Origin of the sequence: Galbibacter sp. PAP.153, from assembly GCF_037029175.1 — a bacterium.
Classification (GTDB): domain Bacteria; phylum Bacteroidota; class Bacteroidia; order Flavobacteriales; family Flavobacteriaceae; genus Galbibacter; species Galbibacter pacificus.
On record NZ_JAZEUN010000031.1, the window covers coordinates 14747 to 32416 of the forward strand.

A 17670-nucleotide genomic window follows, 5' to 3' on the forward strand; every position below is an offset into this window, starting at 1 on the left:
AAATTTGGAATACTAAAATTATTAACTAAAAAAAGAAAGAAAATGGCTTTTGATTTACCAAAATTACCGTACGCATACGATGCATTGGAACCACATATAGATGCGCGTACTATGGAAATACATCATACAAAACATCATCAAGGATATACAACAAAACTTAACGGTGCCATTGAAGGGACAAATTTAGAGGGAAAATCTATTGAAGACATCCTTAAAAACTTGGATATGGGCAACGGAGCTGTTAGAAATAACGGTGGTGGTTTTTATAACCATAGCCTGTTTTGGGAAATAATGTCTCCAAATGGAGGCGGAACACCTTCGGGAGAACTAGCTTCTGCAATCGATTCGGCTTTCGGTTCTTTCGATAAGTTTAAAGAAGAATTTACAACCGCTGCCGGAACCCGTTTTGGTTCGGGATGGGCTTGGCTTTGTGTGCACAAGGGAGGAAAGCTGGAAGTTTGCTCTACACCAAACCAAGACAACCCCATTATGCCGGATACCGGTTGTGGAGGAACTCCAATTTTAGGATTGGACGTTTGGGAACACGCCTATTATTTGAACTATCAAAATAAGCGCCCAGACTATATTTCTGCATTTTTTAATGTAATAAACTGGAATAAGGTAGCAGAATTATATGCTGCAAACAAATAATGTTTTGGCCATGTGCCGGAATATTAATCCCGAGATTTCGGTTTTGGGATTGCTTAGTGAGTAAATAACGAGAATTTTATAGGTAAAAAAACGTTATTGAAAAACAGTCGCTCTTTTGAGTGGCTGTTTTTTTTATAGCCCATATTTGTTTTCAATTTTATCTATTTTATCAACCCATTTTTTGGGGGCATCAAAACGGTAACCAACATGGAACTCCAAGAAGCTGTGCTGGTCTTTTAAATTATAACTGCTGTCCGTATTATGGTAAAAAGACCTATAGTTATAATGAATGCCCGTAAAAAAGCTGTCAATATTATACCCTAGCCCCAACTTAACATCGGCTTGGTAATTTATGCCACTGTAAGTTTCATGGCTCGCCTGCGAATGGGTGTTGGTATAGCCTATGCCGCCATGTACACCGCCAGACACCAAAAAACGTTTGTTAATAACCCAGTTGTAGAAATAAGAAGGCCCTATGGTTATGTCAAAAGATTTGTCTTCTCCCGAGTCCTCCCCATTAGAGATTTCGGTATAAAAATAAGTTAATGTAGGCACAAAACTGCCTTGGCTTATACGTTGCCATTCATTTTGTTTAAAAATTGCCCTAAAGGAGAAAGAATCATTAAAGATATATGAAGTGGTTCCACCAATTCTAAAAATCTTAAAGTCGGGGAACAATACATTTTCATTAATTCCGGGAAGGTCTACATAATATCCCTTTGTACGGGACCACTCCAGGCTTTGCATCCATTTTTTAAAATAAAAACGCGTGCCAAGGTTAAAAAAGGTTGTTTTTCCCTTGCTATCGTTGTCGTTATTAAAATCAAGAAAAGAAGGGATAAAGCCAATATTTAATTCAATAAACCTAAACAATACCGAAAAGTTGGTTTTGAGCTCTTGATTGGGCTCTATGGTAGCACCAAACCCCGTAGAGGGGTCTTTAATTTCAAACGAATTAAAATCATTGTTCAGGGCAAGCCTAAAACTAATTTTGTTGGGATAAGTAATTATTGCCTTTTCTTGATTTGTATCACTACTGTCCGGCGTTTTTTCTTGTGCATAGGCACAACATACACTTGTATAAAAGAGTACAATACAATAAAATCTTTTGAAAAATAGAAGCATAGCGCAAACAGTTTACCTTCTTTTTTCTAAAAATAAGAAGATAAACCATTATTTGTATTGCTGTTCTTGATAAATTGCTGCATTTACCTGCATTTTTTCAAGCAATTCAATTATAGATCGATGACAAATGGCCGAGGAAGATTCCACTCTCAAAATACGGTCGCAGTCTTCAAGGTCGAAATTTGCACTGTAATCCTTGAAAATAGTATGCAGTTCCTTGAGAACATGTTTTGCACTCGATTCGTTTGTGACATCTGTAACAAATATTTCAACCATACATGGGAAAGGTTTAATTTTTAGGAAACTTGGTCATATCGGCATGTATTAATTCCCATAAATGACCATCAACATCCTCAAAGCTTCGTTGGTATGTCCAACCATGATCTTGTGCAGGTTTGGGTTCATTCCCTCCAGCTTCGATTACTTTTTTTAAGAGCATATCTACTTTCTCCCTGCTTTCCACAGAGATGGCGTTTATAACTTCGGTATCGATAGAAGAATTGCAAACAGATTTATTGGTAAATGTTTCAAAAAAAGGAACTGTCAACAACATGGCGTATATATTGTTACCCAAGACTAAACATGCTGCTTTTTCATCTGTAAATTGTTCGTTAAAAGAAAATCCTAAATGCTTAAAAAAAGTAATGGATTTGCTAAGGTCTTTCACTGGAAGGTTTAAAAAAATTTCTGTTACCATGAGTATTAATTAAATGATTTTTACAAAATTAAGGAATGCTTTTAGGATTTCTCAGGTGTCATTACGACAATAAAAAGGGTTGATTGCGACAGGGTAATTCAATACCTTTATAAAGGTAAAAAAAAGACAAAAACAAATGAAGCACATATCAATATTAATTCCAGAAGGAGATACCAGTTTGAGCAATTTAGAGGCCACTCACAAAATGTTTAGCATGACAAACAATGCCTTGCAGAAAATGGGAGAACCGCCTCTGTTTAAAATACAGCTGGTAGGCGCCACAAAAAAAAGTAGTCACAGTTACGGGATATTTAGCATCCATCCAGATATTACCATAGACCAGTTGAATAAAACAGACTTAATTATTATCCCGGCAATTCATGGCGACTACCGTAAAATTGTTGAGGCAAATTCGCTTTTTGTCCCTTGGATTATCAAGCAGCACCGTAATGGGGCCGAAGTGGCAAGTTTGTGTATTGGAGCCTTTTTATTGGCCAAAACAGGATTGTTGAACGGAAAAGACTGTACCACACATTGGCTGGCTGCCGAGGATTTTAAAAAAATGTACCCCGAAGTTAACCTGGTAGACGATAAAATTATTACCGACGAGCAGGGTATTTATACAAGCGGGGGCGCCTATTCCTCACTAAACCTAAATTTGTATTTAATAGAAAAGATGGCCGGACGCGAAATGGCCGTATTATCGTCCAAAATATTCGAAATAGACATCGATAGGGACAGTCAATCGCCTTTTATCATTTTCAAAGGCCAGAAAGACCATGAAGATAGTTGCGTTAAAAAAACGCAGGAATATATTGAACAAAACTACCATGAAAAAATAACCGTGTCAAAATTAACAAAGATCAGTGGCATAGGAAGAAGGAGCTTCGAGCGCAGGTTTAAAAAAACAACCAGCAATACCATTATCGAGTACTTGCAGCGCGTGCGGGTAGAAGCTGCCAAAAAAAAGCTGGAAAAAGGCATCAAAACAGTAAACGAAGTAATGTATGATGTGGGTTATTCCGACAATAAATCGTTTAGGGACATTTTTAAAAGAACCGTTGGAATGACGCCAGTTGAATACAAAAACCGCTACCGAAAAGAGCCTGTACTATAACATATGCAACAGGACCGGAAATTTTTAAACGGCTATCGGGAATTTACAGTTCCTAATATTTTGTTATAATTAACAGAAAACTGTTAACTCATTGCCAATCATTAGATATCATTTACTACAAATTTTTTATTTTTAAGATTGAAAGACTAATCCTGCTTACTAAAATGTATGTTGATGGCTACTTTTTTTGAAAGAAGTCATTGTAAGAAAAATCAGCTACTCAAAAAGCATCGATGCTATGATGAAGAAAAGTAAGTACAGAAAATTTGCATTTCCTTTTTTTAAATGCATGTCAATAATTATGCTGGGCATAATGGTTTCCTGCGGAAGTCAAAAAATGGCACAATCAACCCCTGAAGGATTGTCGTTTACCCCCGCAGAACCATACGAGGAGGTAATTCCCGAAAACGCACAGACCAAAAAGGGGCTTTTTGACGTCCATAGGGTAAACGACCACTATTACTTTGAAATTCCAGACACCTTGTTAAGCCGTGAAATACTGGTGGTAACTAGGTTTGTAAAAACACCCGGCGGCGCTGGAAATTATGGTGGGGAAGAAATTGGAGAGCGAACCATTTTTTTTGAAAAAGGCCCTTCAAACAAAATTTTTCTCCGCATAGCAACATTTGTAAGCCATGCCGATAAAGACGATGCCATTGCAAAAGCAGTGCAGAACTCAAACATTACCCCGATCCTCGAAGCTTTTGACGTTAAAGCCAGAAATAAGGACAATAATGCCTCGGTTATTGAAGTAACCGATTTTATCAACAGCGAAAACAATCTTTTGGCATTAAGTTCGGGGCAAAAGGAAACCTACAACTTAACTTCATTAGAAAAGGATAAATCGTACATAAAAGAAATAAATACCTACCCAATAAATACCGAAGTAAAAACGGTAAAAACATACAAGGCAAAGGTTTCTCATGGAAACGATAAAAACTTACAGGCGGCAATTCTGTCGGGAGTTGTAACCGTTGAGCTCAACAACTCTTTTATTTTGCTCCCCAAAAACCCCATGCAAAAAAGGCTTTACGACCCCCGGGTGGGGTATTTTGCCAGTTCTTATCTGGAATATGGAGATAACCAGCAAAAGGTAAACAAAAATATATATATCCACCGTTGGCGGTTGGAGCCCCGGCCGGAAGACATGGAAAAATGGAAAAATGGCAAGCTGGTAGTGCCCAAAAAGCAAATAGTTTACTACATAGACCCGGCCACGCCAAAAAAATGGCGCCCTTATCTTATTCAGGGCATCAACGATTGGCAAAAGGCTTTTGAACAGGCAGGGTTTAAAAATGCCATTATTGGTAAAGAATGGCCGGTGAACAATGATACTATGAGCTTGGAAGATGCGCGCTATTCGGTCTTGCGTTATTTTGCCTCCCCTTCTAAAAATGCCTACGGACCAAACATTATCGATCCACGCAGTGGCGAAATCCTTGAAAGTCATATGGGGTGGTACCATAATTTAATGAACCTATTGCATAATTGGTACATGGTGCAGGCTGGAGCAGTAGATGAACGGGCGCGTAAAATGACTTACGACGATGAGCTTATGGGAGAGCTTATCCGTTTTGTGTCCTCGCACGAAGTTGGGCATACGCTTGGGCTGAGGCACAATATGGGCGCTAGCTATGCAACCCCGGTAGAACGTTTAAGAGATAACGATTGGTTAACCAAGCACGGGCATACCAGTTCGATAATGGATTATGCACGTTTTAACTATGTAGCCCAACCGGAAGACAGTGTTGAGGTTAAAAACTTAATGCCCCGTATTGGCGATTATGACAAATGGGCCATCCAATGGGGGTATTCAAAATTTCCAGACAGCACAACATCAGAAGAAGAAAAAGAAATATTGAATAAATGGGTGATAGATAGCATTGCCGCAAACCCAAGATTGTGGTTTGGTGGCGAAGGAAGGGATTTCGATCCGCGCTCCCAAACAGAAGATCTGGGAGACAATGCCATGGTAGCTTCCTATTACGGAATTAAAAACTTACAACGGATATTGCCAAATTTGGCAGAATGGACCGAAGAAAAAGGAAGCGACAATTACCAAAACCTAGATGAAATATACCAAGACGTAATTAAGCAATACAACAATTACCTATTTCATGTGGCCAAAAATATTGGGGGCATTTACGTTACGCCAAAATCCCGGGAAGAAGATGGCGATGTTTACAGGCCTGTGTCTAAGGCCAAGCAAAAAGAAGCACTTATGTTCCTTAATAAATATGTTTTTACCGAGCCTGCTTGGCTATTAAATGATAGTATTTTGAATAAGGTGGAACAACCAAAGACCAAGGATCCGGTAACGAACATGATGGAAAGCATGATGTTAACGCTTATTGGCGGAAGCCGGATGAGCAGGATGTCTTTTATTGCTGAAAGGTATAATTTTAACGACCCCTATACCCCAGAAGAATATTTAAACGATGTAAGCGCATATGTTTGGAGTGATCTGGATATTTTTTACAATCCAAGTGATTACGAACGGAAGCTTCAAAAAACCTATGTAGCCGACATGATTGCCCTGTACGATCCCGATAAAGCCCAGGGGCCCATAGCTGGTTTAATGGCAAGATTGTCTGAAGAAACCACGTCTAATACAGATATCCGTTCTTTGGCATTGAATAATTTAATTACCATTCAGCAAAAAATAAAAAGGGTTTTACCACGGGTTTCCAATAGTATGGCAAAAGCACATTTGCTGTACCTCGCCAAAGAAATAGATGACGTTGTTGGGGAAACACCTTCATTTGAAAGGGAATATCGACCCATAACCGATTAATTTTTTTGTAAGGGGTTTAGTTTTTAAACGACTTAAAATTTTTCATTTTAATTAAAAACGAACAAGTGCATGTCACATCAAAATACATTGTCCAACACTAAATTCTCTGTGTTGGACTTGGTTCCCGTTCCTCAAGGATCCCACCATAAAACGGCAATGAATAACAGTCTGGATTTGGCCCGACACGCTGAAAAATATGGGTATGAACGCTTTTGGGTTTCCGAACATCATAATATGGAAAGCTTGGTAAGCTCTGCAACGGTAGTTTTGTTGGGCTATATAGCACAAGGAACCACCAAAATAAGAGTAGGGTCGGGAGGAGTAATGTTGCCCAATCATGCCCCGCTTATCGTAGCCGAACAATTTGGGACCTTGGCTACTTTGTACCCAAACAGAATAGACCTTGGACTTGGAAGGGCGCCCGGGACAGACCAATTAACTGCGCAAGCATTACGAAGGGGCAAGCAGGAAAGTGTTCAGGATTTTCCTAACGATATAAACGAATTGCAACAATATTTTTTGGAAGAAAACGAGAACGAACGTGTCCGCGCCATTCCGGGGGAAGGATTGGAAGTTCCCATTTATTTATTGGGCTCCAGTACATTTAGTGCACAATTGGCCGCCCAAAAAGGACTTCCATATGCGTTTGCAAGTCATTTTGCGCCCGCACAACTATTCAGTGCCCTGGACATTTATACCGAAGGATTTAAGCCTTCAAAACAACTGGAAAGCCCATACCCAATGGCTTGTGTGAATGTAATCGCAGCCGATACCGATGAAGAAGCACAACGTTTGGCCACAAGCCTTTATCAATTTGCAATGGGCATCGTTACAAACCTTCGTAGGCCTTTGCCGCCACCAATAGATTCTATGGAAGGAATATGGACCCCAGAACAAGAGGCAATGATAAAAAACATGATGTATTTCACCTTTATTGGTTCTAAAGCCACTATAGAAAAAGAGCTTTCCAAATTTATTAAAACGACCCAGGTGAAAGAAATTATAGCGGTTTCTCATATTTTCGACCATCGGGAGCGTATAAAATCGTATAAAATCTTAAGCGAAGTTTTTAATTCATAAGGGGTTTTCTCATAAGGGGGTATTATCCATCAACGAGTGAATTATTTTAAATTGTTGTTTTTCAAATTCGATCAAAATAAAATTTTTATGCCTTCAATTTTGTTTAATTGGTTAAAACTTATGCTATTTTAGTATCGATTAAACAACTTTTTAAAATTTATAATTACTCTCTTACGAATGATTTCAGCAAAGAAAATTGCCTTTCTATTGTTGGGCCCATGCATGTTTTTGATACTTCAGCTATTGGACGGCCCAAAGGGAATGCCCGAAAATGCATACGACATGCTTTCCATAGCCATATGGATGGCTATTTGGTGGATTACCGAGGTGATTCCCATTGGTGTGACGGCTTTGTTGCCCATTTTATTATTTCCCCTTACCGGGGCTGTAGATATTTCTGCCACAACAGCAGCTTTTGGGCACAAATATGTTTTTTTGTATATGGGTGGCTTTATATTGGCCATAGCGATAGAAAAATGGGGTCTTCACAAGAGAATAGCATTGCATATCATTAAAATAATTGGCACAAACGTATCCAAAATAATTTTAGGGTTCATGGTCGCTACCGCATTTTTGTCGATGTGGATATCCAATACAGCAACTTCTGTAATGATGTTGCCCATAGGCATGTCTATAGTTTTCCAATTAAAGGACAACCCACATACGGAAAAAAACGAGCACTTAATTTTTGGCAAGGCATTAATGCTATCTATTGCCTACAGTGCTTCTATAGGAGGCATAGGAACATTAATTGGGACTCCGCCAAATTTGGTATTGGCAGGATTTGTGGAAAAAACCTACGGCATAGAAATTACATTTTGGCAATGGGCAAAGTTTGGTTTTCCTGTATCCATTGTTTTATTGTGGATAGCTTGGTATTATTTAACAAATGTAGCCTTTAAGTTTAAACAAAAAGAATTCCCTGGCGGGAGGGAGGAAATTAATAGGTTGGTAAGTAAGCTGGGGCCTATGAAAAAGGAAGAAAAGGTGGTATTGGCCGTTTTTTTTCTTACGGCATTTTTTTGGATTACGCGCTCTTTTATATGGCAAAGAATAATCCCGGGAATAGACGATACCATTATAGCTATTGCTTCTGGAATACTATTGTTTATATTGCCATCGACCAAAAAAGACGAGCCTATAATTAATTGGAAAGAGGCCGTTAAACTACCTTGGGGGATTATTTTATTGTTTGGGGGTGGAATGGCGCTTGCAACAGGATTTGAAATAACAGGATTGGCCAATTGGCTTGGTGCCCAGGCAGGATTATTACAAGATTTGTCTTTATTGCTACTTATTTTTGTGGTAATAACGGTTGTGAATTTTTTTACTGAAGTCACCTCAAATTTGGCTACCACGGCCATGCTATTGCCCATTTTGGCACCCATTGCCATTTCTCTTGAGGTCAGCCCCTATATGTTGATGGTCGCAACTACGGTGGCTGCATCGTGTGCATTTATGTTGCCGGTTGCTACCCCGCCCAATGCTGTTGTTTTTGGTTCGGGTTACTTAAAAATTCCCGATATGATAAAATCGGGTTTCTGGATGAACGTTATCTCCATTTTGTTTTTAACGGTGGCAGTTTATTTATTGTTGCCTTTTGTGTGGAATTTTGCCCCAGAAAATTTCAGGGAATTTCTTGAAAATATAAGATAATAAACTCAGGTTAATAATACAGGGGAGTGTTTTTACGGGCTTGCAACAGTAGTTTCATCTTCCGAAAAGATGTTTTCGTCTTCAGAAAAATCCAAGGTTTCTGCATTTGGGACAAACGTTAAAATTTCATCGATGCCTTTCTCGAGCATCCGTTGGGTGGAGTACTTCCTGCTTGTCGCCAATACCAGTCCTCCTTTGGACAGCCTAAAGAAATATTTTCCCGACGGGGTGCTTTTTTTGGTAAAAGCAAACTGCTCAAGTGAATCCCTAATGGCAGCAATTATTAACTCGCAATCTGTTTTATGTTTACACGCGATGCTGGTAAAGATAGTTTTGCCCCTTTTGGAAGTAAAAACAAATTTATAATCCCCACTGTTACGTTTGCTAATTACAAACATATACTAATTTTAATTCCGGTTTTATTTTTGTTGAACAAAACTAAGGGAAAAATTCTTTTATTCTTATATGACTGAAGATTTCTTCTTTTTCTTTCGTCTTCCCCACCATATTAAAAACCCTGTTATGGGGAGCGATGTCGCTACGATGCCGGCTAAAAAAGTAGACAATTTGCCAAATTGCCCCCACCATTGTCCCATATGTAATTGCCATACAATATTTTCGGTAGTTTCGTGTTTTATTAACTTTTCACCTACGTTTATTTTTTCACCTGTATACCTGTTGTATATAGCCAAGTCGGCATTTTCTATACTCTTTAAACCTACTTTTCCCGAAGTAAATACATAGGCGCCCAGTTTTTGTTGGTCGTAATTCCAAATGCTTACCATTTTTTTATTGTTGTGCTCTTTTTCCAAAACTTCATACGCAAAAGGCACCATGTTTTTTGATACTTTGGTAGTGTCTTGTTTGGGCAAAACATCTGTTAAATGTGTTAATTCTCCTCCTGTAGCTTTAATGGTTAAATTGGATAACGAAGGAAAGAAAATAATAAGTCCCGTTACACTTAAAACCAGACATAAAAGCAAAGAATAAAACCCGTATACATTGTGCAGATCATAGTTGAGACGTTTGAATTTTGCTTTCCATTTTATGGTGAAGCTCGCTTGTCTGGTGGTTTTGTTCCAACGTTTTGGCCACCATAAAATAAGTCCGGTTATACAGCTAATTACAAAAATAATGGTTGAAATAGTTACGATCCAATGGCCAACTTCCCCGGCCAATAAAGAAGCGTGTAGATGAGCAGTTACAAAGAAGAAGTGAATGGTGCTGTCCTTTTTTAGAATTTCTCCGGTGTATGGATTCATATAAATCATTGCCAGACTCACTTCTTTTCTGTTAAAGGCCCTGATGCGAATACTTCGTTCGGGATCTTTAAAAAAAACATATTCAGAAATCATATAATCGGGATACTCTTTTTTTAAATTCTCAACAATTTCTTCTGAAGATATCCTGCTTTCTCCTGCCTCGACATATTTGGCATCACCTGCTGTAAAGTCCATAATTTCATCGCCATACACAATAATAGTTCCGGTGAGGCAAACAAATACCAAAATAATACCCGAAACAATGCTTGGCCATAAATGAATCCAGGCAACGATACGATTGAATAAACTCTTTTTTTTCTTCTTTTTTGACGTGGTTTTCTTCATTTTAATTTATAACTCTTGATTCATTTTTTGAAGTTGTTTGCTTTCAGGATACATTTGCAATGCATCTTTTAAAAGTTTTTTGGAACTTTCGCTTTGCCCTGTGCTTTTTGTGTATTGAATTAATTGATATAAAAGAGATTCTTCAGGGATGAATTCAAAATCTAATTTTTTTGACAATGCTTTATAGGTTTGTTGTACCAATTCTGGGTTTTGTGGCACTTCTTTCACCGGTAATTGGATCCCGTCAAACAAAAACTTCAATGCATCAAGTGTTGCAGGAATGGGGATGTTTCCATGATCGTATTCGGGATAATACTTCCAGTTACTTATCAAATGGTTTTCAGGACTTTCAGATAAAATGGTTTCGCAAAATTTCCGGATTGTTTTTCCGTGTTCAAGGCGATCTTTAGCATTTTCTTCCGACTCAAAAGCAAGCCCTACAAATAGCGTTTTTCCTTTAAAATTAGCTGTTTTCCATTGCTCTTTTGCCGCTTTAAACACATATTTTCCATCCCACCACACGCTAGGGTCGATGGCCATATAACCTTGAAATAAAGCTGGCTTCTCCAACAAAGTATACAAGGTAAAAAGGCCTCCAAAAGAATGCCCTAACAAAATATTATAGCCATTTGTTCTGTATTTTGAATTGATAAAAGGCAGCAATTCATCTTGAAGAAATTGGATAAATTTATCAGCCCCTCCGCTATTTTCAAATCGTTTTTCTCCGTTAGGCCCTGTAATAGTTGCATTTGTTGGAGTGAAATCTCGCGTCCGGTCGGTGTTTCTAATTCCAACAACAATCATTTCTGGGTGTGGGCGGTATAAAAATTTAGTATCAAACCTTTCTAAAGCTGCTACAAATTGAAAATTAAAATCGCCATCGAGCACATACAAAACCGGATACTTTCCTTTGGCAAAATCGGCATTGCTATAATTTTTAGGTAATTGGATATCAATAGTCCGTTCTTCGTTTAAAATCGATGAATTGATTTTATACGAATTTCCAATGGTGATAGGCTCTTGTGCAAATAGTATGTTTACAAAGATGAGAGCAAGATAAACAAGTAATTTTCTAATCATAATCCACATATGAAAAAATCAAGCTGATGAGCAATTGAAAAGCGTCATCAGCTTGTTAGTATTTTTAATTAAAATCTAAATGTTAGATTTGCCAAAAAGGTTCTTGTTTGTTGTGGTATTGCCCAGTAGGTTGCTGTCCAGTATTCTTCATCGGTTAAGTTGTTTAACTTTAACCCGATTCTAAACTTAGGTTGTTCGTAAAAAACGGAAGCATCTAGCGTATGAAAACCTGAAACTGTAACAGTATTAGCATCATCAAAATAATAATCGCCTGTATAATTACCTCCAAAACCTAACCCAAACCCTTGTAAAGATCCTCTTGTAAATTTATAACTCGCCCAGTAATTTGCAGAATTCATTGGTGTAGCCAACGGATAATTTCCTTCAATCCCAGCCTGATTATCGCCAACTTTGGTATAACGACTATCGTTATATCCGTATCCAGCAATTATGTGGAATCCATCGAAAGGATTTGCAATCAAATCAAATTCTATCCCTTCACTGGTTTGTGCACCGTCTTGAACGCTTATCAATTCATCATTTTCATCAAAGACTGAACGAACTTTATCCTTTACTTCAATGTTATAATAACTTACGGTTCCATTTACTTTTCCATTGAGCAATTCAAATTTCACTCCTCCTTCTATTTGGTTAGCGTGCTCTGGTTTAAATACTTGTCTTGTATCATCCGAAAGCGTATTAGGGGCTACGTTTCTAAATCCGTTTTGATAGTTTACAAATGCTGAAAGTTGGTTTTCGATTACGTGGTATACCAATCCGGTTTTAGGCGACCAAGCTGTTTGTAAATAATCATTTGCCCTGTCGTGAAAACGATCTACTCGAAGCCCCATCATAATATTCAAGCGGTCGTAAAGCGTTACTACATCTGACACATACGCACTATAGGTTTGTGTGTCTCTTCGGTTGGCAGCCCGGCTTGTAGTAGCCAAACCTGCTTCGTAAGTGCTTACGTTTAATACGGGGGAATCTTGATTGATAACGGTAAACTGGTCGTTTGTAGGATCATCGTCTAAGCTATTCACATAAGCATCATAATCATTAATCATTGTTCGCGAGTCGGTTGTTTGTAATTGTGTATAGTCAACCCCGATAAGAAATTTATTATTGATGTTTCCCCAATTATGAATTCCGGTTACGTTTTGTTGTACTTGTATTGTATTGAAGTTACTTGGCAAATTCATCAAGCGTCTTTGAAGCAATCTTTCTCCTTCATAATCTCCTTCTCCAGCTTTTATCAAAAGAAATAAATAATTGGCATTGTTATCGGTATTCGAATAAGATACACGTGTATCAGATGTCCAATGTTCGTTTATCTTGTATTCGGCATTTGCAAAAACATTCAACACTTCTGCTTCGCTGGTAATGTCATTGGAGGCATATGAACGTTTAAAATCCCAATTCAAATCATCAAAATTTGTAATGTTTGCAGTGGGGGTCAACCCGACATAAGTAGAATTTCTATTCGATCTAAAAAACTCAAAATCCAGGTTTACGGTTAACTTCTCATTTACCAAATACTTAAATGCCGGAGCAATCATAAAAGTTCTATTGATTCCTTGATCCTGAAACGACTTCTCACGATGAATCGCCGAATTTATTCTGAATAAAAAAGTATTATCTTTATTTAAAGGCGTATTATAGTCGATTGTGACACGCCCTAAACCATAAGCTCCTACGGAAAAGCCCACTTCTCCTTTTTCATAAGCCATCGGTTTTTTGGTAACGCGGTTTACCAGACCTCCGTAAGATATTAAAGTAGAACCAAATAAAGTAGATGAAGGACCTTTGATGATTTCCAGACGCTCTAAGTTTACCGGATCTGATAAGGACACAAAATTCGTTGCCATTCCATTACGAATAGAACCTGCACCATCGGCCCCAGAAAAACCCCTCATGCGCATTGATAAACCTGTTCCTCCAGAGCCAACACCCAACATTACGTTGGTAACACCCGGCGATGACATTAAAGCACCACGAAAATCGGTTGCCATTTGTTCGTTTAGTAATTCTTTAGGGACTACGGTATATACTTGTGGGTTGTCCAGGTTCTTTAGCGGAAGCCTTGCCACCATCTCCGTTTTCTTTTCTGCAAAAATTTTAGCAGCCGACGTTAAGGTAATCCCTTCTAGCTCTTGGGTATTTTCACTTAATAAAATTTCGGGCACCGTTGTTGTTTGGTTTGATTCTACAGTAACTTGACGTAATTCGGTATGATATCCTACGTAAGACACTACTAAAGTATATGAACCCGGGCTCACTCTACTAAGCTCGTATGTTCCGGTTTCATCGCTTACAGTACCTATTCAGGTTCCTTTAAGACTGATAGTTACATGTTCTACTGGAACACCATCTAAAGTGTTTATATTACCAATAATAGTACCGGTACTTTGTGCTTTTACTCCTATGAAAGAAAACATCATAAGAATTAAAAAAGCCATTTTTTTTGCAGTCATATCGCTTCTTATTTTAATTTAGACTTAGTTTAAATAAATGCAAATGTAATTAAAAAAGACTTCTAAGAAAACAATATTCAATTTTTAACGAAATAGCTTCTAAAGCATAAAAACATAACCTTTTTACTTGGTTTTATTAGTATATGAATAATAAAAAAGACCGCCTTTTTAGACGGTCTTTAAGTTATGGTTAGTGATATATTTTCAAGTTAATCCTGGTAAAAATTAGGCCCTGGCCAAGCATCGTTGGATGGGTTTACATCGGGCAAAACCTTATCAGGGTCAATTTCAATGCTTGTTGGAAGTACGTCTGTTTCCAACAAGAAACTCCATGTATCGCCACGTTGCCATATTTCAACAGGGAGTATTTTTTCTTCCGATGTCCCGTCGCGGTACGTAATTTTCATTTTTACGGGCATTGGTACTCCTCCTTTATTGGCAACAGTAACTATAAATGCCGTTTTTTCTTCATTTTGCCTTACACTTTCTATGGCCAAATCGATATTTCCGGTGCCGTAAAACCAATTTTTAAAGAACCAAGAAAGATTTTCACCACCAACATTTTCCATATGATTGAAAAAATCGGCTGGTTGTGGGTGCTTGTATGCCCAGGTTTTTATGTATGATTTAAAAGCATTATCAAATCGTTCAGGCCCTAAAATATACTCCCTTAAAAGTAAAAGTCCGATTGCCGGTTTGCGATAAGCCGTCATCCCTAAATTTCTCAAATTGGTTACATCTGGGTAAGTGTCTATTCCCTCTCGCGTATCGCTGTTAAACCAGCCTGTCAAGTTTCTGGTTTTATTAAGCCCGGCGGGATATTCACCAAAATCCAAAGTACTGTAATAATTAATAAACGTGTTAAAACCCTCGTCCATCCAGGCATATCTTCTTTCGTTAGTACCCACGATCATCGGGAACCAGTTATGTCCAAATTCATGGTCGGTTACCCCCCAAAGTCCGGCTTCGGTGCTGGTCCATCTGCAAAAGTTTAGTCCGGGATATTCCATGCCCCCAATATCGGCGGCCACATTTGTAGCAACAGGATAAGGGTATTCGTACCATCTATTTGAATAATTCTCAATAGAATGTTTTGAATATTCGGTAGAACGGCTCCATGCATGAGACCCAACGCTTTCTTTTGGGTAAACCGATTGCGCCAAGGCCTTTTTACCGCTAGGCAAATCTATTTTAGCCGCATCCCAAATAAATGCTTTGGATGAGGCAAAAGCAACATCCCTAGAATTTTCCATGGTAAAGTGCCAAGTTAGGGTTCCGCTTTGTTTGGCTCTTATGGAAGCATCGTTTACTTCTTCTGGTTTTACGATAAAAACAGTTTCGTTGCTTTCTTTGGCTTTTTCCATACGGTTTCTCATGGTGGCAGACATTACCTGACTTGCGTTTTCCAACTGCCCAGATCCCACTACAATATGATTGTACGGGGCGGTAATTTGGTAATCGAAATTTCCGTAATCAAGATAAAATTCACCGGCCCCTAAATAAGGCTCAACATTCCATCCCTCGATATCATCGTATACGGCGGCGCGCGGATACCATTGCGCCATGGCGTATATGGTGCCGTCTTCAACATCTAGTCTTCCCATGCGGTCCATTCCTTTTTCGGGAATTTTATATTTAAAATCCATGGAGACCGATGCAGTTCCGCCATTTGCCTTGATAGGTTCGTTAAACCAAACCTGCATGCGGGTATCGGTAATAATGTGTTTTGTAGAAGTATTCCGTCCGTTTTTAGCCTGAAGGTTCGTTATTTCGTACCCACCGTCGGTATCTCCCACATAACGGTTCCCGCCAATAGGGGTGGTTAATGTGCCCCTAGAATTTTCGGTAAAACGATTCTGCTCCAAATACAGCCATATAAACGGAAGTGCATCCGGACTGTTATTGGTATAGTTAATGGTGATTTGCCCGGTAAGCGTATGCGCTTGGTCGTCTAGTGTTGCTTTAATTTTATAATCAACCCTGTTTTGCCAATAATCAGGACCGGGAACCCCCGATGCCGAGCGGTAACGGTTTCCGGTACGGTTCATAAACTCACTAAACTCACCTTGGTTGTTTTCTACCACTTGCGCTACAGAAATACCCGTAAATGCAAGAAAGCAGAAAAATAATATTCTACTTTTTTGATACAACGATTTGTTCTTCATCTTAAAAAAATTAAATTAAATGTAATTTGATTATCATCACGAAGCAACAAAACTAATGATTTGAATGAAAAAAGCTTGTGGTTTTATACGAAAACTCTAAAAGCAGCTGGCTGAAATCGAAGAAGCTTTTACGGGAAGTCATTACGATGAGTTTGAAAATAAACAATATTTATTAATGCAATTATGTCGCATTAATAAATAATTCACTATGTTTGCTTCTTTAATTTAATTTTCGTTTTCATGAAAGAAAAATACATTGATTTAATAGGAATGTATGCAGCGATATTGTGCTTGATACATTGTTTGCTTGCTCCGTTACTGTTTTTGTTTTCCATTGGAATTTCACATAATGGATTTATCGATTTAGCCTTTTTATGTGTTGGGGGATGGCCCGTTTATAGAATCATAAGAGGCAGCGCTCCATTTTATTTAAAGGCCTTGGTCTGTATATCCTTAATTTTAATTGCTACATCCATTGTCATGGAAATGCTGTTCCATGTTCATACCATCTTGATATTCATTGGGGCATTCGGGCTTATTGTGGGGCACCTCATTAATTTCAGGTCGCATAAGCATTGTTAGTATATAGTCAAAATAGAGGGCTGTATTTGTATGTCTTTAAATTTTTTAAGAATAATATTATCAGAGATTTAATTAACATAAATAATTAAAAGCATTTTTCTTTTCATCAGATAATCTTTTGTATGTTTGTATGGCAACTATGAAGAACGGTCTAAAACATAGTATTACCTATTTGTTCCTAGCACTTTTCCTTACGGTAAAATTGGCCGGGTTGCACGTAATACTCCATAGTGACGACAAAGACCATTTGGCGCATTGTATTGTTTGTGACCATGCCATTGCAAACGAACATACACCGGTCCTTCCTGCGCAAACACAAGAAATTACATTTGAGAATATTGAGGTTTTTGTTGAAAGACCGATAATTCAGGGGCATTATTTCCATTATTGTTCCCAGGGCATTCCTAATCAGCTTTTCTCCAGGCCTCCGCCTATTTCTTAATACATTTTCATTTTTAATATATCATTTCAGTTGCCATAACGGCAATTAATACCACCGTTCGTTAAACTAGGGTTGTCTAGAACGGTGCTAAATTAGTTTAATGGCCAAGCACTTATTAAATGTGGTTATGATTTTCTGAAGAGATATCCCAAAAGTAAGGTCCGTACTCTGGACTGTCTACAAATTTTAATATACCTGAC

Annotated in this window: 16 protein-coding genes; 7 read left to right on the forward strand and 9 right to left on the reverse strand. The window is 38.2% G+C overall.

The window, feature by feature from the left end:
* Positions 1–42: 42 nt before the first annotated feature.
* Entirely contained in the window at positions 43–651 is a 609-nt protein-coding gene (locus UXI14_RS16395; RefSeq protein WP_335967070.1) for a superoxide dismutase, read from the forward strand.
* A gap of 132 nt (positions 652–783) precedes the next feature.
* Here UXI14_RS16395 and UXI14_RS16400 read toward each other — a convergent pair whose 3' ends face one another.
* Genes UXI14_RS16400 through UXI14_RS16410 form a run of 3 tightly spaced genes read right to left on the reverse strand, consistent with a single transcriptional unit; the run spans position 784 to position 2473 of the window.
* On the reverse strand, positions 784–1776 hold the full coding sequence (locus tag UXI14_RS16400) for a DUF4421 family protein (protein WP_277899966.1): 993 nt from the start codon (positions 1774–1776) through the stop codon (positions 784–786).
* Positions 1777–1824: 48 nt separating this feature from the next.
* Positions 1825–2052: a hypothetical protein gene (locus tag UXI14_RS16405; RefSeq protein ID WP_277899965.1), complete on the reverse strand. Its 228-nt coding sequence runs from the start codon at positions 2050–2052 to the stop codon at positions 1825–1827.
* Positions 2053–2065: 13 nt separating this feature from the next.
* Entirely contained in the window at positions 2066–2473 is a 408-nt protein-coding gene (locus tag UXI14_RS16410; RefSeq protein WP_277899964.1) for a VOC family protein, read from the reverse strand.
* Between the two features lie 136 nt (positions 2474–2609).
* On the opposite strand from UXI14_RS16410, the gene UXI14_RS16415 reads away from it, so the two are divergent.
* From UXI14_RS16415 to UXI14_RS16430, 4 genes are all read left to right on the forward strand, one after another.
* Positions 2610–3590 (forward strand): helix-turn-helix domain-containing protein, encoded by a 981-nt coding sequence (locus UXI14_RS16415; protein ID WP_277899963.1) that lies wholly within the window; start codon positions 2610–2612, stop codon positions 3588–3590.
* A gap of 337 nt (positions 3591–3927) precedes the next feature.
* Positions 3928–6384 carry a zinc-dependent metalloprotease gene (locus UXI14_RS16420; protein ID WP_335967071.1) on the forward strand — a complete coding sequence of 819 codons (2457 nt, stop codon included), beginning with the start codon at positions 3928–3930 and terminating at the stop codon, positions 6382–6384.
* A 69-nt stretch (positions 6385–6453) separates the two neighbouring features.
* Positions 6454–7464, forward strand: a complete 1011-nt coding sequence (locus UXI14_RS16425; protein WP_335967072.1) for an LLM class flavin-dependent oxidoreductase — start codon at positions 6454–6456, stop codon at positions 7462–7464.
* A gap of 177 nt (positions 7465–7641) precedes the next feature.
* Positions 7642–9120 carry a DASS family sodium-coupled anion symporter gene (locus UXI14_RS16430; RefSeq protein ID WP_335967073.1) on the forward strand — a complete coding sequence of 493 codons (1479 nt, stop codon included), beginning with the start codon at positions 7642–7644 and terminating at the stop codon, positions 9118–9120.
* Between the two features lie 32 nt (positions 9121–9152).
* On the opposite strand, the gene UXI14_RS16435 is transcribed toward UXI14_RS16430, so the two are convergent.
* The 6 genes from UXI14_RS16435 to UXI14_RS16460 all read right to left on the reverse strand — a co-directional run bounded on the left by UXI14_RS16435 (position 9153) and on the right by UXI14_RS16460 (position 16446).
* Positions 9153–9518, reverse strand: a complete 366-nt coding sequence (locus UXI14_RS16435; RefSeq protein WP_335967074.1) for a DUF1508 domain-containing protein — start codon at positions 9516–9518, stop codon at positions 9153–9155.
* A 63-nt stretch (positions 9519–9581) separates the two neighbouring features.
* Positions 9582–10727 carry a PepSY-associated TM helix domain-containing protein gene (locus UXI14_RS16440; protein ID WP_335967075.1) on the reverse strand — a complete coding sequence of 382 codons (1146 nt, stop codon included), beginning with the start codon at positions 10725–10727 and terminating at the stop codon, positions 9582–9584.
* A gap of 6 nt (positions 10728–10733) precedes the next feature.
* Positions 10734–11807 carry an alpha/beta hydrolase-fold protein gene (locus UXI14_RS16445; RefSeq protein ID WP_335967076.1) on the reverse strand — a complete coding sequence of 358 codons (1074 nt, stop codon included), beginning with the start codon at positions 11805–11807 and terminating at the stop codon, positions 10734–10736.
* 68 nt (positions 11808–11875) lie between these two features.
* Positions 11876–14131: a TonB-dependent receptor gene (locus UXI14_RS16450; protein ID WP_335967095.1), complete on the reverse strand. Its 2256-nt coding sequence runs from the start codon at positions 14129–14131 to the stop codon at positions 11876–11878.
* Positions 14132–14281 carry a hypothetical protein gene (locus UXI14_RS16455; RefSeq protein WP_335967078.1) on the reverse strand — a complete coding sequence of 50 codons (150 nt, stop codon included), beginning with the start codon at positions 14279–14281 and terminating at the stop codon, positions 14132–14134.
* A gap of 209 nt (positions 14282–14490) precedes the next feature.
* Positions 14491–16446: a M1 family metallopeptidase gene (locus UXI14_RS16460; RefSeq protein ID WP_335967079.1), complete on the reverse strand. Its 1956-nt coding sequence runs from the start codon at positions 16444–16446 to the stop codon at positions 14491–14493.
* A gap of 240 nt (positions 16447–16686) precedes the next feature.
* Between UXI14_RS16460 and UXI14_RS16465 the strand changes: the two genes are divergently transcribed.
* Both UXI14_RS16465 and UXI14_RS16470 read left to right on the forward strand, forming a co-directional pair.
* Positions 16687–17028 carry a MerC domain-containing protein gene (locus UXI14_RS16465; protein WP_335967081.1) on the forward strand — a complete coding sequence of 114 codons (342 nt, stop codon included), beginning with the start codon at positions 16687–16689 and terminating at the stop codon, positions 17026–17028.
* A gap of 139 nt (positions 17029–17167) precedes the next feature.
* On the forward strand, positions 17168–17470 hold the full coding sequence (locus tag UXI14_RS16470; RefSeq protein ID WP_335967082.1) for a hypothetical protein: 303 nt from the start codon (positions 17168–17170) through the stop codon (positions 17468–17470).
* Positions 17471–17670 lie beyond the last annotated feature (200 nt).